Source organism: Sphingomonas sp. T1 (assembly GCF_902506585.1).
GTDB classification, from domain to species: domain Bacteria; phylum Pseudomonadota; class Alphaproteobacteria; order Sphingomonadales; family Sphingomonadaceae; genus Sphingomonas; species Sphingomonas aerolata.
The window spans coordinates 2,983,438-2,997,495 of sequence record NZ_LR733875.1 but is presented as its reverse complement, the minus strand read 5'-3'; the positions used below and the strand labels follow the sequence as shown (position 1 = coordinate 2,997,495).

Here is a 14,058-nt window from a genome sequence, read left to right as displayed (position 1 = left end):
TAGATCGGCGACATGCTCACACCCGATCAAGCCCGCGACCGCGCCCATGACATCGTAGCGCGAGCCAAGGCCGCCGGCGCGGATGCCGCCGATGCGGTCTTCGCCGCCGATGCCTCGCTCGACGTTTCGATCCGCCTCGGCAAGCTCGAGGATATCGGCCGGTCGGAAAGCGAGGACCTGGGCCTGCGCGTGTTCGTCGGCAAGCGATCCGCGAGCGTCTCGACCTCCGACCTGTCGTCCGCGGCGATGGACGCACTCGCGGCGCGCGCGGTGGCGATGGCGCGCGAGGCGCCCGAGGATGCCTGGGCCGGCCTCGCCCCCGAAAACCGCCTGTTGCACGGCGTACCGCCGATGCTCGGGCTTGCCGATCACGGTGGGGTCTCGCCCGAGCAGCTGCGCGATGCGGCGACCGCGGCGGAGGATGCGGCGCGCGCGGTGCCCGGCGTGACGAACAGCGAAGGCGGTGGCGCGAGCGCATCGAGCAGTGTCTGGGCGCTTGCCACGAGCCATGGCTTCGCGGGCGCCTATGCCTCGACCGCCTATGGCGTGTCGGCGAGCGTGCTGGCGGGCGAGGGCGGCGCGATGCAGCGCGACTATGCCTATCACAGCGTGCGGCACCGCCAGCATCTCGAATCGCCCGAGGCGATCGGGCAGCGCGCGGGCGAGCAGGCGGTCGCGCGGCTCAATCCGGGGCGGCTCGCGAGCGGGCCGATGACCGTGGTGTACGATCCGCGTGTCGGCAGCTCGCTGCTCGGGCACCTGATCGCGGCGATCGCGGGGCAGGCGATCACGCGCAAGACCAGCTTCCTGCTCGATTCGCTGGGCCAGCAGGTGTTTGCGCATGGCATAACGATCCGCGACGATCCGCATCGGCCTTACGGATTGCGGTCGCGGCCGTTCGATGGCGAAGGCCTCCCGGTCTCGCCGACCGCGATCATCGAGCACGGCATGCTCGAAAGCTGGCTGCTCGATTCGGCCTCGGCACGCCAATTGGGGCTTGAGCCAACCGGCCATGCCGCGCGCGGCGTCAACGGCGCGCCGGGTGTGTCGACGAGCAATGTGTTCATGGAGGCGGGCACGATGCCCCCCGAGACGCTGATCGAGGATATCGTGTCGGGCGTCTATGTCACCGAACTGATGGGCGGCGGCGCGAATGGCGTCACGGGCGACTACAGCCGCGGCGCGGCGGGCTTCAGAATCGAGAATGGCGTCATCACCGGGCCGGTCGCCGAATTCACGATCGCGGGGAATGCGAAGGACATGTTCCTGGCGATGACCCCCGCCAACGATCTCGAATTCCGCTACGGCATCAACGTGCCGACGTTGCGCGTGGAGGGGATGACGGTGGCGAGTGGCTGAACCGCCCCCGGGTCCCGTCACGACGTTGCGCGAGGCGGTCGAATCGATCGCTGCCGAAGCCGGGCAGATGGCGCTCGCGCGGTTCGGGACCGATTTCCACCGCTGGGAAAAGACGCCGGGCAGCCCGGTGTGCGAGGTTGATATCGATATCGACCGGATGTTGAAGGTGCGGCTGTCCGCACTCTTGCCCGATGCCGGCTGGCTGTCGGAGGAAACCGCCGACAATCCCGCGCGGCTCGCGCGCGACCGGCTCTGGGTCGTCGACCCGATCGACGGCACGCGCGACTATATCCGGGCACGTCCGGGCTGGTGCGTGTCGATCGCGCTGGTCGAGCGCGGGCGGGTGGTGATCGGCGTGCTCGATGCGCCGGCACGGGGCGAGATCTGGTCGGCGGCGCTGGGCGAAGGCGCGACGCTCAACGGTGCAGTGCTGCGCGCCGGATCCCGCACTGACTTTCCCGGATCGCGCGTGCCGACCGATGCGCTGCCCAAGGCGGACCGCGATCTCGTGGTGGTCGAGAAACCCAATTCTATCGCGCTCAGGATCGCGATGGTCGCGGCGGATCGGGCGGATCTGGTCGCGACGCTGCGCTGGGGAAATGAGTGGGACATCGCCGCCGCCGCGCTGGTCGCGAGCGAGGCGGGCGCCGCAGTGACCGACGCGGTCGGGATCCCGCTGGTGTTCAACAAGCCGCGCCCGCAGGCGTTCGGGGTCGTCGCGAGCACGCGCGGGATCCACCGCGCGGCGATCGCGCGGCTGGCGGATCGGGCGGCGGCTATTCTGGGGTAGGGCTGGGCGCTTCGCTGGACACGAAAAAGGCCGGAGGTTTCCCTCCGGCCTTTTTCGTTTTGGGGAGCGCCGCGGCTAAGCCGCGTCGTCGGACCTCGCGTGAGCGAGGCCGGCCGAGCTTGTAAGCCTGGCCGGCTTCGCCGTGTCAGGCTTACGCGCTCTGCTTAGCCCGGCTCGCGCGCTTGCGCTCGTTCGCGTCGAGGAAGCGCTTGCGCAGACGGATCGACTTCGGCGTGACTTCGACCATCTCGTCGTCGTCGATGTACGCGATCGCCTGCTCCAGCGTCGCACGCTTCGGCGGGGACAGGCGGACCTGGTCGTCCTTGCCGCCGCTTGCGCGGAAGTTGGTCAGCGCCTTGGTCTTCATCGGGTTGACCTCGAGGTCGTCCGGCTTCGCGTTCTCGCCGACGATCATGCCCTCATAGAGAGCCTCGCCGTGGCCCACGAACAGGATGCCGCGCTCTTCGAGCGGACCCAGTGCGTAGTTGTTCGCTTCGCCCGAGCCGTTCGAGATCAGCACGCCGTTCTTGCGGCCTTCGATCTGGCCCTTGTGCGGACCATACTTCTCGAACAGCCGGTTCATGATGCCCGTGCCGCGCGTGTCGGACAGGAATTCACCATGATAGCCGATCATCCCGCGGCTCGGCGCCGAGAAGGTGATGCGGGTCTTGCCACCGGTCGACGGACGCATGTCGGTCATCTCGGCCTTACGGATGTTCATCTTCTCGACGACGGTGCCCGAATGCTCCTCGTCGACGTCGATGATGACGGTCTCGTACGGCTCGGTCTTCTTGCCGTCCTCGTCCTCGCCGAACAGCACGCGCGGACGCGAGATGCCGAGCTCGAAGCCCTCGCGGCGCATCGTCTCGATCAGCACGCCCAGCTGAAGCTCGCCACGACCGGCGACTTCGAAGCTGTCCTTGTCGGCCGCCTCGGTCACCTTCACGGCGACGTTCGACTCGGCTTCGCGGAACAGACGCTCGCGGATCATGCGCGACGTCACCTTGGTACCCTCGCGGCCCGCCATCGGCGAGTCGTTCACGGCAAAGCGCATCGACAGCGTGGGGGGATCGATCGGCTGCGCGTGCAGCGGCTCGGTCACCGTGATGTCGGCGATCGTGTCGGCGACGGTCGCAACCGAAAGCCCTGCGAGCGAGATGATGTCGCCGGCCTTGGCTTCGTCGACTGGCACGCGGTCGAGACCGCGGAACGACATGATCTTGGACGCACGACCCGTCTCGATGATCTTGCCGTCGTTATCGAGCGCGTGGATCGCCTGGTTGGTCTTCACGGTGCCCGAATTGACGCGACCGGTGAGGACGCGGCCGAGGAACGGATCGCGGTCGAGCAACGTGACGAGGAAGGTGAACGGCACGCCGGCGACTTCCACGGCCGGAGGCGGCACGTGCTTCACGATCGTCTCGAACATCGGGATCAGCGTGCCTTCGCGCGCATCCATGTCGGTCGAGGCATAGCCGTTGCGGCCCGAGGCGTAGAGCACGGGGAAATCGAGCTGGTCGTCGTTCGCGTCGAGCGACACGAACAGATCGAACACTTCGTCGAGCACTTCCTGGATGCGCGCGTCGTTGCGATCGACCTTGTTGACGACGACGATCGGCTTGAGGCCGAGTGCCAGCGCCTTGCCGGTGACGAACTTGGTCTGCGGCATCGCGCCTTCCGACGAATCGACCAGCAGCACGACGCCGTCGACCATCGACAGGATGCGCTCGACTTCGCCGCCGAAATCGGCGTGGCCGGGCGTGTCGACGATGTTGATGCGGATGCTCTCGCTCTCGCCCGGGGGCGTCCAGTCGACCGAGGTCGGCTTGGCGAGAATCGTGATCCCGCGCTCCTTTTCGAGGTCGTTGGAATCCATTGCGCGCTCTTCGACACGCTGGTTGTCGCGGAAGGTGCCGGACTGGCGGAAGAGCTGGTCGACCAGCGTCGTCTTGCCGTGATCGACGTGCGCAATGATCGCCACGTTGCGGAGGCTCATGGGAATGCTTTCGGTTTGGACGGAATTTGCAGGCGCGCTTAGCGTTTATTCCGCGATGCGGCAAGTTTGGCGTTTCGATTGCCGCCCGAATGGTTCCCCGCTGCCGGAAAAATCGCCGATCGCGAGCCTGTTTCGGGGTGGCCCGCGCCAGTCTCCGGGCGAGCCGCCAAGACGATTGCGTGGCTTGCGTGTATTATCTAGACACCACAGTTGAATGCGGGTGTCGTTCCCCTAGGATGCGGCACCGATTGGAGGATTGCATGGCGACGACACCCGAGACGCTGACGACCGAGCCCGGCCTGGTCCTGACGCCGCCCGACCCCGTGCCGACTGTCTCCGCGACGAAGGCCGCGGGACTCGTCCCGGTCGATGCGGGGGTGAAGTCACAGCTCGACGATCGCGTCGCGGGCTTTGTCACCGATCTGGTCGCGCAGGACGTCAACAGCCCCGAATTCGGCAAGCGCGTCGATGCGATCACCGCGATGGGGGCGAAGGAAATCCGCGAGGCGGCGGGCCAGTCGAACCGGTTCCTCGACCGCCCGGTCCGCGCGATGGATCAGGAAACCGGCGTCGGCAAGGATCTGGCCGAGCTGCGCCGCGTCGTCGAGGATCTCGATCCCGGCAAGAAGGGTAACCTGACCGCGCCGCAGAAGCTGTTCGGGATCATCCCGTTCGGCGGCAAGATGCGCAATTATTTCGACGGCTACAAATCGTCGCAGACCCATATCGCGCAGATCCTGAAGAGCCTGTCGTCGGGCAAGGACGAGCTGCTGATGGACAATGCCGCGATCGATACCGAGCGCGCCAATCTGTGGGCGGCGATGGGGCGGCTCGAACAGATGATCCATCTGTCGAAGACGATGGATGCGAAGCTCGAGGACGTCGCGAACGATCTCGACCACAGCGATCCGGCCAAGGCCAAGGCGATCCGCGAGACGGCGCTGTTCTACACGCGCCAGCGCACGCAGGACCTGCTGACGCAGATGGCGGTCACCGTGCAGGGCTATCTCGCGCTCGATCTGGTCAAGAAGAATAATGTCGAGCTGGTGAAGGGCGTCGACCGCGCCTCGACCACGACCGTGTCCGCGCTGCGCACCGCGGTGACGGTCGCGCAGGCGCTGACCAACCAGAAGCTGGTGCTCGAACAGATCACCGCGCTCAACACGACGACCGCGAACATCATCGATTCGACCGGCAAGCTGCTCAAGTCGCAGACCGCGCAGATCCATGAACAGGCCGCATCGGCGACGATCCCGCTGGAGACGCTGCAGCGCGCGTTCCAGAATATCTACGACACGATGGACGCGATCGACGTGTTCAAGTTGAAGGCGCTCGACAGCATGAAGACCACGGTCGGCGCGCTGTCGAACGAGGTCGACAAGTCGCGCGGCTATATAGCGCGGGCGGAGGGCGCGACGCAGGGGCAGCTGGGCGGCCCGTCGCCAAGCGCGTTCAAGCTGGAGGCGATGTAGGGCGTGAGCGAAGTCGACGACGCCATCGCCAGCGCGCGCGCCTCCTGGTCGCGGATATCGGACGACCGCGGCGCCGTCGGCGCGGCCCGGCTGCCGACGCGGGCCCGTGCGCGCAATACGCAGGCGATCGGCAAGCGGCTGACGCGGATCGTCGTGGCGGATGCGGTGATCCTGATTGCCGCCATGGTGATCGGCTGGGTGGTGCCGCTCGGGATCGGCGGGGCGATGCTGGTGATGGCGTTGCTGGTCGCGGCGACATTGCTGTTCGCGGTGTGGCCCGCCGAGCGCGCGCCGACGCCCGAGCGGCTCGCATCGGTCGATATCAAGGCGCTGCCGCTGCAGACCGAACGCTGGCTGGAGGCGCAGCGCCCCGCCTTGCCCGCGCCCGCGGTGACCCTGGTCGACCGGATCGGCTTGCGGCTCGAAACGCTTGCGCCGCAGCTCGCGCGGTTCGCCGACGACGCGCCCGAGGCGATCGAGGTGCGCAAGCTGGTCGGCGAGCAGCTGCCCGCGTTCGTCAAAGATTACGAACGCGTGCCCCAGGCGCTGCGCACGACGCCGCGTAATGGCCGCACGCCCGATGCCGAACTCGTCGCGGGACTGTCGCTGATCGAGCAGGAGATTGGCGAGATGACGCAAAGGCTCGCGCAGGACGATCTCGACACGCTGGCGACGCGCGGTCGCTTCCTGGAGATGAAATATCGCGACGAGACCTAGCAGGCCGTCATGGCGGGGCGGGGATGCTCTCCACGCCGTTAAACCTCAGCTTAACAGCACATTCCGCTTCGGTTCAGCCCGACTCGGATAGAGCGGGACCACGGTCGCGGTTCATGCGTTTGCTTCTTGCGGACCGGACGTAGAGGAGGTTCCCGATGAACGGATTGATGAAGAAGGCAGGTCTCGGCATCGCACTTGCAGCGACCGCGCTGACCGCGGCGGCGCCGGCCGATGCGCAGCGTTGGGGTCGCGGCTATCGTGGCGGTGGCTGGGGTGGGTATCACCATCGCGGCGGCGGCAATGTCGCGGGTGCGGCGGTGCTGGGCGGTATCCTTGGGCTCGGTGTCGGTGCGGCGATCGCGAGCAGCAACCGCGACCGCTATGTCGACCGCGGCTATTATAATGGCGGCTATTACGATGGTCCGCCGGTACGAACCTATTACCGCCAGGATTATCGCCCGCGGTGCTGGAGCGAGTGGCGGGTCGATCCCTATTATGGCGATCAGGTCCAGGTGCAGGTCTGCAGCTGATCTGGTCTGACGGAAAACGCGGCGTCGGGAGCAATCCCGGCGCCGTTTTTTTGTGGCGCCACCCGCCCGCTTGCGGCTAAGCGCGCGCGATGACCGACACCCCCCCAGATCGCCTTTCGACCAACCATCGCAGCCCGTTCTTCCAGCAGGAGCTGCTGGAGCGCGGGATCGGCATCCGCTTCAAGGATGGCGTGCGCCACGACGTCGAGGAATATTGCATCTCCGAAGGCTGGATCCGCGTCGCGCTCGGCAAGAAGGTCGATCGCAACGGCAACCCGCTGACGCTGAAGCTGTCGGGGCCGGTCGAGGCATGGTTCGAGCGGCCTGCGGCTTCGGACGGGGCTACGGACGACGCCGACGAGGTTTAAGCCTCGCGTTCACGAAACCTACCCCGTCATCCTGGGCTTGACCCAGGATCCAGAGTCACAGGCGCCACCCTGCGTAACTCTGGATCCTGACTTTCGTCAGGATGACGGGGAAGGGGCGTGGCTTAAGCCGCCACGCCCTCCAAAGCCTCGCTCGCCTCCAGCCACTTGGCTTCGCTTGCCTCGAGCTTCGCATTCACCTCGGCACGACGCTTGCTGAGATCGCCCATCGACATCCGCGAGAAGCGCGGCTCGGCGTTGGCCAGGTCGACCATCGCACGATCGATCGCGTTGCGTTCCTTGGTGAACTTCGCGGTCTGTTCCTCGACCTCGCGCAGTGTCTTGCGCAGCGCCGCGTCGTTGCTCTTGGCCTCCGCCGCGGCTTTCTTGCCCGCCTTCTTGTCGGCCTTCGACGCCGCATCGCCCTTGCCCGCATCGCCCTTCAGGACGAACGCGATGTAATCGTCGAGGCTGCCGTCGAATTCCTTCGCCGTGCCGCCATCGACCAGCACGAGCCGGTCGGCGGTCAGCTCGAGCATGTGACGGTCATGGCTGACCAGCACGACGGCGCCGGTATAGGCGTTGAGCGCCTGCACGAGCGCCTCGCGCGCGTCGACGTCGAGATGGTTGGTCGGCTCGTCGAGGATCAGCAAATGCGGCGCATCGCGGGTGATCAGCGCGAGCGCGAGCCGGGCGCGTTCGCCACCCGACAGCTTGCCGACCTTGGTCGTCGCCTTGTCGCCGGAGAAACCAAACCGGCCGAGCTGGCCGCGCACCGCGGCGGGCGTCGCGCCCTTCATCAGATGCGTCATATGCTCGATCGGCGTATCGTGCGGATCGAGTTCCTCGACCTGATACTGGGTGAAATAGCCGACCTTCATCTTGTTCGACGACGCCATGTCGCCGTCCATCGGCGTCAGCTGCGCCGCGAGCAGCCGAGCGAGCGTGGTCTTGCCGTTGCCGTTGCGCCCGAGCAGCGCGACCCGGTCGTCGGGGTCGAGCCGCATGTTGAGCCGCTTCAGGATCGGCACGTCCGCATAGCCGACCGTCGCCATGTCGAGCGTGATCAGCGGCGGACGCAGCTCGGTGGGGTTGGGGAAGCCGAACGAGAGCGTCGGATCATTGTAGCTCTCGGCGATCGGCTGCATCTTCGCGAGCATCTTCTGGCGCGACTGGGCCTGCTTGGCGGTCGAGGCGCGGGCGCTGTTCTTGGCGATATATTCCTGCAGCTTCTCGCGCTGCACCGCCTGGTTCGCGCGTGCCGCCTCGATCTGCGCCAGACGCTCGGCACGCTGACGCTCGAACGCGTCATAGCCGCCGGGATACAGCGTGATCTTGCCGCCCTGCAGATGCAGGATGTGATCGACGACGTTGTTAAGGAAATCGCGTTCGTGGCTGACGACCACGATCGTCGCCTTGTAGCTCTTGAGGAAGTCTTCGAGCCACATCACCGCTTCGAGATCGAGATGGTTCGACGGCTCGTCGAGCAGCAGCAGGTCGGGCTGCGAGAACAGCAGCGCGGCGAGCGCGACGCGCATCTTCCAGCCACCCGAGAAGCTGTCGAGCGTGCGTGCCTGCATCTCCTCGTCAAAGCCGAGGCCGAGCAGGATCTGCGCCGCACGCGCGGGCGCGGTATAGGCGTCGATCGCGATCAGCCGCTCGTACACGTCGCCGAGCCGGTCGGGATCCTCGCTGGTCTCGCTCTCGAGCATCAACGCGGCGCGCTCGAGATCGGCCTCGAGCACGGTCTCGAACGGGGTCTTCACCCCGTGCGGGGCTTCCTGCGCGAGATAGCCGATGCGCGCACCCTTGGGCATGTCGGCGGAGCCGTCATCGGGCTCCAGCTGCCCTGCGATCACGCGCACCATCGTCGACTTGCCCGCGCCGTTGCGGCCGATCAGCCCGACGCGGCTGCCCGGCGGCAGCGCCGCACTGGCGCCGTCGAGGATAACGCGTCCGCCGAGGCGCACCGTGATATTGTTCAGGTTCAGCATGGCCGCGGGCGTTAGCAGATGCAGCATGGTTTTGCGAGAGGGCGGGCGAGGCGGGGCAGCGCAGCGCCGATCGTGGGGCGGCGCCTCTCGCCCTCCCGTCATCCTGACTTTCCTCAGGATGACGGCGGGGATTATGGAGCGGCGGGAGACGACCCGCCGCGTACTAGTGGACGAAGCGCGCCACCACGTCGCGATAGGAGCGCGACACCTTCACGCTGGCACCCGAATTAAGCACCAGGAAGCATTCGCCATTGGTGTGCGGCTTCACCTGCTTGACGAGGTCGAGGTTGACGATTGTCGAGCGATGCACGCGCTGGAACCGGCGCGGGTCTAGGCGCTTCTCCAGATCCTTCATCGTCTCGCGCAGGATCAGCGTGTTGTCGCCGGTGTAGATGCACATATAGTCGCCGGCTGCGTCGATCCGCTCGATCGTGTCGACGTCGACGCGGAAGATCTGGCCGCGATCCTTGATGTTGATGAGCTTTTCGAAGCGGTTGGCGGACACCGCATCGCCATCGGGCATGTCGGCGGCGGCATCGGGGGCGACGTCGGCGAGCACTTCGCGCAACCGGTCGACCTCCTCGACGCCGCGCTTTTCCGACAGGCGCTGGCGGACGCGTTCGATCGTATCGGCGAGCCGCGACTCCTCGACCGGCTTCATCAGATAATCAACCGCCTGCGCCTCGAACGCGCGCAGCGCGTGGTCCGAATAGGCGGTGACGAACACGAACAGCGGCGGTTCGACCTCCATCAGCCCCTGGACGACGGAGAAGCCGTCAAAGCCGGGCATCTGAATATCGAGGAAGACGAGATCGGGCTTGTGCGTCTTGATCGCGCGAATCGCCTCGCGGCCGTTCGAGCATTTTTCGATGATCTCGACGTCTTCATGCGCCTGGAGGCGGAGTTCGAGCCCCTGGATCGCCAGCGGCTCGTCGTCGACGAGAATGGTACGGATGGTCATGCGGCCTCTCTGTTCACGTCTTCAAGCTGGTAGGGAATCTCGATCTCGACCGAGAAGCCGCCAGCGGGCGTGGAGCGGGTTTCAAAACGATGGTCGGGGCCATATGCCTGCGCCAACCTGTCTCTAATATTAGCGAGCCCGACGCCTGTTGAAAGGCTTGGACTGATCCGCCCCTCGATCAAGCCCGGTCCGGTATCGGATACGGCGATCTGCACCCGTTCCCCGGCCAGCCGCACCGTGACGCAGATTTCGGCGCCTTCTTCCTGCGGCGTGACCGCATATTTGATCGCATTCTCGACCAGCGGTTGCAGCAGAAGCGAGGGCAGGCGGGCGCGTTCGGCGCGGGGGTCGATGTCGAATTTGGGCCGCATCCGGTCCTCGAACCGCATCTTCTCGATCTCGAGATACAGCTTGAGCGTTTCCATCTCCTGCGCGACGGTGACGTGCGCGGTCGGCTCGTTCGCCAGCGTGTAGCGCAGGAACGACGACAGCCGCGACAGCATCGCGTTCGCCCGCTCGGTCTGTTTGAGCAGCACGAGCGTCGAGATCGAGTTCAGCGTGTTGAACAGGAAATGCGGGTTCAGCTGATAGCGCAGCATCGCCAGCTGCGCCGAGGAGGCCTGATTCTCCAGATGCTGCATCTGATCGATCTGCTCCTCGACGATCAGGTAGAAGTTGATCCCGAAATACAGCGCTGACCAGCCCGCCAGCGTTACGAAGTTGAGGAACACGAAGCCGAGCATGCGGGTGATCGTGATCCCCGGCGTCGCGGTCTGGATGAACGAGAAGGAAAAGGCGTCGAGCACCGCATAGAGAAACGTCGCCGCTGCCAGCGTCGCGATCGTCAGGAACAGTCCGATCACGCGCGGGATGCGGCGGTAATAGCCATAAAGCGTCGAGAGCAGCAGCGTGATGCAATAGCCGACGATCGCCTCGATGATGACCGGGATGATCGAGGTGAGCGTGAGGCCATTCGACACCGACGACACGCCGCGCAGCATCAGATAGCCGCTCCAGCCGACCGCCTGCAGCGTCCAGAACGCGCGCGCCTTGTTCTCGAAGAACGGCCGAGCGGAAAAGGGCAGGCGGTCGGCTGGAGCGGCTATCTGATGCTGCGCGGCGTGTCGTCATCACGCCCCCCGCAATCCCCATCGCCCCGCGCGCACCCGCACCGATGGCGGCGCCGCCGCGCATCACCGACGCCGCGCCGCTGCGAGCCGACACCGCTCCGGCCCCGCCAGCCGTGTCGATCGGCACCATTCTTGCGCCCGGTACGTCTGCACCCGTCGCGCCCCCCACGACCGCCGTGCCGACGATGATCGACGCGGATGCGCTCGCCCGTTCGGTCGAGGACGCGCGCGGGACCACAACGGCCAACGTGCCGCAGCAACCGCAGGGCCAGCCTCAGGCCCAGCCGCCGCTCCAGCCCGGCACCATCGCCTCGGCGGCGCAGGTATTCGGCGCGGCGATTCAGGCCGCGTCGCGGCGGCGTGACGACCCGGGCGAGCCCGGGGGCGCGCCGGCCCTCGGAGCGTTCGCCCCGGTCATGACCGCCACCCCGGCCGTCTCGACACAGCCGCCGCTCGACATGCGGCAGGAGCGCTGGCCGAGCGCGATGATCGAGCGGATCGATATCCTGCGCGATGCGGCCAACGCGACCGACACGCGGATCCGCCTGATTCCCGACGCGCTTGGCACGATCGACGTCTCGGTCCGTCGGGACGGCGATACCGTCCATGTGCATTTCGCCGCCGAACAGGCCGCCACGCGCAGCCTGTTGCAGGAAGCGCAACCCCGGCTCGCCGAACTCGCCGATGCCCGTGGGCTGAAGCTGTCGCAGGGCAGCGTCGATACCGGCACCGGCCAGCAGCAGCAGCGCGCTGCGACGCCGCACCAGCCCTCGGCGCCTGCGCGCGCCCGCGCCGGAACCGCGACCGCCGCCGATACCGATTCCACCGACACCCGACTCGCCTGACCCGAAGGACTACGTAGATGAGCGACAAGATCGAAGCCCCCGTGCCCAAGAAGAAGGGGAAGATGGGCAAGATGATCATCGGCGGCGTCGCGCTGCTCGTCCTGGTGGGCGGCGGCGTGGGGGCTGGCGTCTATGCCTCGAGCGCGGGGCTGATCGGTGGCGGCCATGCCGCGGCCGATGACGGCAAGCCCAAGCTCATTCCGAAAAGCGAGCAGAAGTCCGCCGGGGCCGAAGGGGACGGCGTAGGCGGCGGGCATGGCGGCGGCGAGGATGCCGCACCCGAGAATCACGGCATGGCGCCGCCTGCGGGCGAGGGCGGCGACCGCTATGCGTCGACCTATTATGCGCTGGAGAAGGAATTTACCGCCAACCTCCAGGACAGTGCGCATTTCATCCAGGTCGGCGTCGCCGTCTCGACGCCCTATGACAACAGCGTCATCGACCATCTCAAGACCAACGAGATCGCGGTCCGCTCCGCGATCCTGATGGCGCTCGGCGAGGCGACCGAAGACGAGGTCTTCACCGCGCAGGGCAAGCGGAAATTGCAGGGTGAACTGGCCAAGGCGATCAACGCGACGCTCAAGCAGAAGGAAGGTTTCGGGGGGATCGGTAACGTTTACTTTACCAGTTTCGTCGTTCAGTGAGGCATGGTTAACGCCCCCCCAGACACGACGATGCGCGAGCGGCGCGAGCGCGATCGTCCCCAGGCGGCCCATTCGGGCATGCTGGGGTCGGCCAAGCTCAATCCCTTCGGTGACCTGCACACGCTGCAGCATCTGTCCGCCCGGTTCGCGCGGACGTTGCGCGGCGTGTTCGAGCCGATGCTGCGCCAGGAAGTGCGCAGCTGGGCCGAGCCGCTCGTCGTCCAGCGCTTTGCCGATTACCGGGCGGAGCGCGGCGACGGGCTGATCGCCTGGCTGCCGATGGTGATGACGCCGGGCGCCGCGCAGGCGCTGTGCGTGATGGACGGGCGGTTCATCCTCGAGCTGCTCGACCTGTTCTTCGGCGGGACGGGCGCGGTGCCACCGGTGCTGCCGGCCGAATTCTCGCCCGCGGGCGAGGCGATGATCGCGCGGATCGGCCAGCTGATCGCGACGCCGCTCAAGACCGCATGGGAGCCGATGGCGCGGTTCGAGTTCCAGCCGACCCGTGTCGAGGTGAACCCGGCGATGATCGCCGAGCTCGACGGCGAGGATGCGATGATCGTCACCCGCTTCGGGCTGGCGACGGGGGCGGGCAAGCCGGTCTTTCTCGACCTCGTCTATCCGGTCACCGCGCTCAAGCCGCACGCCCCGTCGCTCACCACCAAGGTGCTCGGCAAGACCGCCGAGCCCGATCCGGCCTGGCGCAACGAGCTGACCCGCGCGGCGATGAACATCCGCTTCCCGATCCGCTCGGTGCTCGCCGAACCCGTCGTGTCGCTGCAGATGCTGATGGACCTGAAACCCGGCGACGTGATCCCGATCACGATCTCGGGCGACGTCCCCGTGATGGTCGGCAACGACCGGCTCGGCTGCGGCACGGTCGGCACGTCCAACGGCTTCGCCGCCATCCAGCTCACCTCCATTACCCGTATCGACGAAGGATTCGCAGCATGACCGACATGGCCGGTACTTTTCCGGTCGACGCCGCCGTGGCCGCCAATTTCAGGCTGCTGCAGGACGTCGACGTCAAGCTGACCGTCGAGATCGGCTCGACCAGCCTGACGCTGCGCGAACTGCTCGCGCTGAGCGAAAGCAGCGTGATCGAGCTCGATCGCCAGGCCAACGAGCTGCTCGACGTGTTCGTCAACGGCACGCTGATCGGCCGCGGCGAGGTCGTCACCGTCGGGGAGCGGTTCGGGGTGCGGATGACCGAGCTGGTCAGCCCCGACAAGTCGCTCGCGGCGCGCGGCTGATC

Annotated in this window: 14 protein-coding genes; 10 read left to right on the top strand and 4 right to left on the bottom strand. The window is 66.7% G+C overall.

Annotated features, from left to right (window positions below; genetic code table 11):
• Nucleotides 1–12: 12 nt before the first annotated feature.
• Both GV027_RS13640 and GV027_RS13635 read left to right on the top strand, forming a co-directional pair.
• Nucleotides 13–1,359: a TldD/PmbA family protein gene (locus GV027_RS13640; RefSeq protein WP_159512202.1), complete on the top strand. Its 1,347-nt coding sequence runs from the start codon at nucleotides 13–15 to the stop codon at nucleotides 1,357–1,359.
• Complete coding sequence (locus tag GV027_RS13635) at nucleotides 1,352–2,149, top strand: 3'(2'),5'-bisphosphate nucleotidase CysQ (protein ID WP_268893568.1); 798 nt, start codon at nucleotides 1,352–1,354, stop codon at nucleotides 2,147–2,149. The genes GV027_RS13640 and GV027_RS13635 overlap by 8 nt, the downstream gene beginning before the upstream one ends.
• 151 nt (nucleotides 2,150–2,300) lie before the next feature.
• On the opposite strand, the gene typA is transcribed toward GV027_RS13635, so the two are convergent.
• On the bottom strand, nucleotides 2,301–4,145 hold the full coding sequence (gene typA, locus GV027_RS13630; protein WP_056674093.1) for a translational GTPase TypA: 1,845 nt from the start codon (nucleotides 4,143–4,145) through the stop codon (nucleotides 2,301–2,303).
• Nucleotides 4,146–4,405: 260 nt separating this feature from the next.
• Between typA and GV027_RS13625 the strand changes: the two genes are divergently transcribed.
• The 4 genes from GV027_RS13625 to GV027_RS13610 all read left to right on the top strand — a co-directional run bounded on the left by GV027_RS13625 (nucleotide 4,406) and on the right by GV027_RS13610 (nucleotide 7,232).
• Nucleotides 4,406–5,617: a toxic anion resistance protein gene (locus tag GV027_RS13625; protein WP_031441242.1), complete on the top strand. Its 1,212-nt coding sequence runs from the start codon at nucleotides 4,406–4,408 to the stop codon at nucleotides 5,615–5,617.
• A gap of 3 nt (nucleotides 5,618–5,620) precedes the next feature.
• On the top strand, nucleotides 5,621–6,334 hold the full coding sequence (locus tag GV027_RS13620) for a hypothetical protein (RefSeq protein ID WP_159512201.1): 714 nt from the start codon (nucleotides 5,621–5,623) through the stop codon (nucleotides 6,332–6,334).
• A 155-nt stretch (nucleotides 6,335–6,489) separates the two neighbouring features.
• On the top strand, nucleotides 6,490–6,864 hold the full coding sequence (locus GV027_RS13615; RefSeq protein ID WP_031393114.1) for a hypothetical protein: 375 nt from the start codon (nucleotides 6,490–6,492) through the stop codon (nucleotides 6,862–6,864).
• 89 nt (nucleotides 6,865–6,953) lie between these two features.
• Nucleotides 6,954–7,232: a DUF3297 family protein gene (locus tag GV027_RS13610; protein WP_159512200.1), complete on the top strand. Its 279-nt coding sequence runs from the start codon at nucleotides 6,954–6,956 to the stop codon at nucleotides 7,230–7,232.
• A gap of 122 nt (nucleotides 7,233–7,354) precedes the next feature.
• Here GV027_RS13610 and GV027_RS13605 read toward each other — a convergent pair whose 3' ends face one another.
• The 3 genes from GV027_RS13605 to GV027_RS13595 form a co-directional block, all read right to left on the bottom strand.
• Complete coding sequence (locus tag GV027_RS13605) at nucleotides 7,355–9,223, bottom strand: ABC-F family ATP-binding cassette domain-containing protein (RefSeq protein ID WP_159512920.1); 1,869 nt, start codon at nucleotides 9,221–9,223, stop codon at nucleotides 7,355–7,357.
• Between the two features lie 163 nt (nucleotides 9,224–9,386).
• Complete coding sequence (locus tag GV027_RS13600) at nucleotides 9,387–10,184, bottom strand: LytR/AlgR family response regulator transcription factor (RefSeq protein WP_031393111.1); 798 nt, start codon at nucleotides 10,182–10,184, stop codon at nucleotides 9,387–9,389.
• Entirely contained in the window at nucleotides 10,181–11,290 is a 1,110-nt protein-coding gene (locus GV027_RS13595) for a sensor histidine kinase (RefSeq protein ID WP_201302684.1), read from the bottom strand. Before GV027_RS13595 ends, GV027_RS13600 begins: the two co-directional genes overlap by 4 nt.
• A 68-nt stretch (nucleotides 11,291–11,358) precedes the next feature.
• Between GV027_RS13595 and GV027_RS13590 the strand changes: the two genes are divergently transcribed.
• Genes GV027_RS13590 through fliN form a run of 4 tightly spaced genes read left to right on the top strand, consistent with a single transcriptional unit; the run spans nucleotide 11,359 to nucleotide 14,056 of the window.
• Entirely contained in the window at nucleotides 11,359–12,159 is an 801-nt protein-coding gene (locus tag GV027_RS13590; RefSeq protein WP_159512199.1) for a flagellar hook-length control protein FliK, read from the top strand.
• A 17-nt stretch (nucleotides 12,160–12,176) separates the two neighbouring features.
• Complete coding sequence (locus GV027_RS13585) at nucleotides 12,177–12,803, top strand: flagellar basal body-associated FliL family protein (RefSeq protein ID WP_159512198.1); 627 nt, start codon at nucleotides 12,177–12,179, stop codon at nucleotides 12,801–12,803.
• 3 nt (nucleotides 12,804–12,806) lie between these two features.
• Nucleotides 12,807–13,757, top strand: coding sequence for a flagellar motor switch protein FliM (locus GV027_RS13580; RefSeq protein WP_031441299.1), 951 nt, complete (start codon nucleotides 12,807–12,809; stop codon nucleotides 13,755–13,757).
• Entirely contained in the window at nucleotides 13,754–14,056 is a 303-nt protein-coding gene (gene fliN, locus GV027_RS13575) for a flagellar motor switch protein FliN (RefSeq protein ID WP_031394024.1), read from the top strand. Before GV027_RS13580 ends, fliN begins: the two co-directional genes overlap by 4 nt.
• Nucleotides 14,057–14,058: the final 2 nt, after the last annotated feature.

Coding starts and splice junctions, on each gene's coding strand:
- GV027_RS13600 (WP_031393111.1), bottom strand. CDS start 10,184: ATGACCATCCGTACCATTCTCGTCGACGACGAGCCGCTGGCGATCCAG.
- GV027_RS13615 (WP_031393114.1), top strand. CDS start 6,490: ATGAACGGATTGATGAAGAAGGCAGGTCTCGGCATCGCACTTGCAGCG.
- GV027_RS13640 (WP_159512202.1), top strand. CDS start 13: ATGCTCACACCCGATCAAGCCCGCGACCGCGCCCATGACATCGTAGCG.
- GV027_RS13625 (WP_031441242.1), top strand. CDS start 4,406: ATGGCGACGACACCCGAGACGCTGACGACCGAGCCCGGCCTGGTCCTG.
- GV027_RS13605 (WP_159512920.1), bottom strand. CDS start 9,223: ATGCTGAACCTGAACAATATCACGGTGCGCCTCGGCGGACGCGTTATC.
- fliN (WP_031394024.1), top strand. CDS start 13,754: ATGACCGACATGGCCGGTACTTTTCCGGTCGACGCCGCCGTGGCCGCC.
- GV027_RS13580 (WP_031441299.1), top strand. CDS start 12,807: ATGGTTAACGCCCCCCCAGACACGACGATGCGCGAGCGGCGCGAGCGC.
- typA (WP_056674093.1), bottom strand. CDS start 4,145: ATGAGCCTCCGCAACGTGGCGATCATTGCGCACGTCGATCACGGCAAG.
- GV027_RS13610 (WP_159512200.1), top strand. CDS start 6,954: ATGACCGACACCCCCCCAGATCGCCTTTCGACCAACCATCGCAGCCCG.
- GV027_RS13585 (WP_159512198.1), top strand. CDS start 12,177: ATGAGCGACAAGATCGAAGCCCCCGTGCCCAAGAAGAAGGGGAAGATG.
- GV027_RS13590 (WP_159512199.1), top strand. CDS start 11,359: ATGGCGGCGCCGCCGCGCATCACCGACGCCGCGCCGCTGCGAGCCGAC.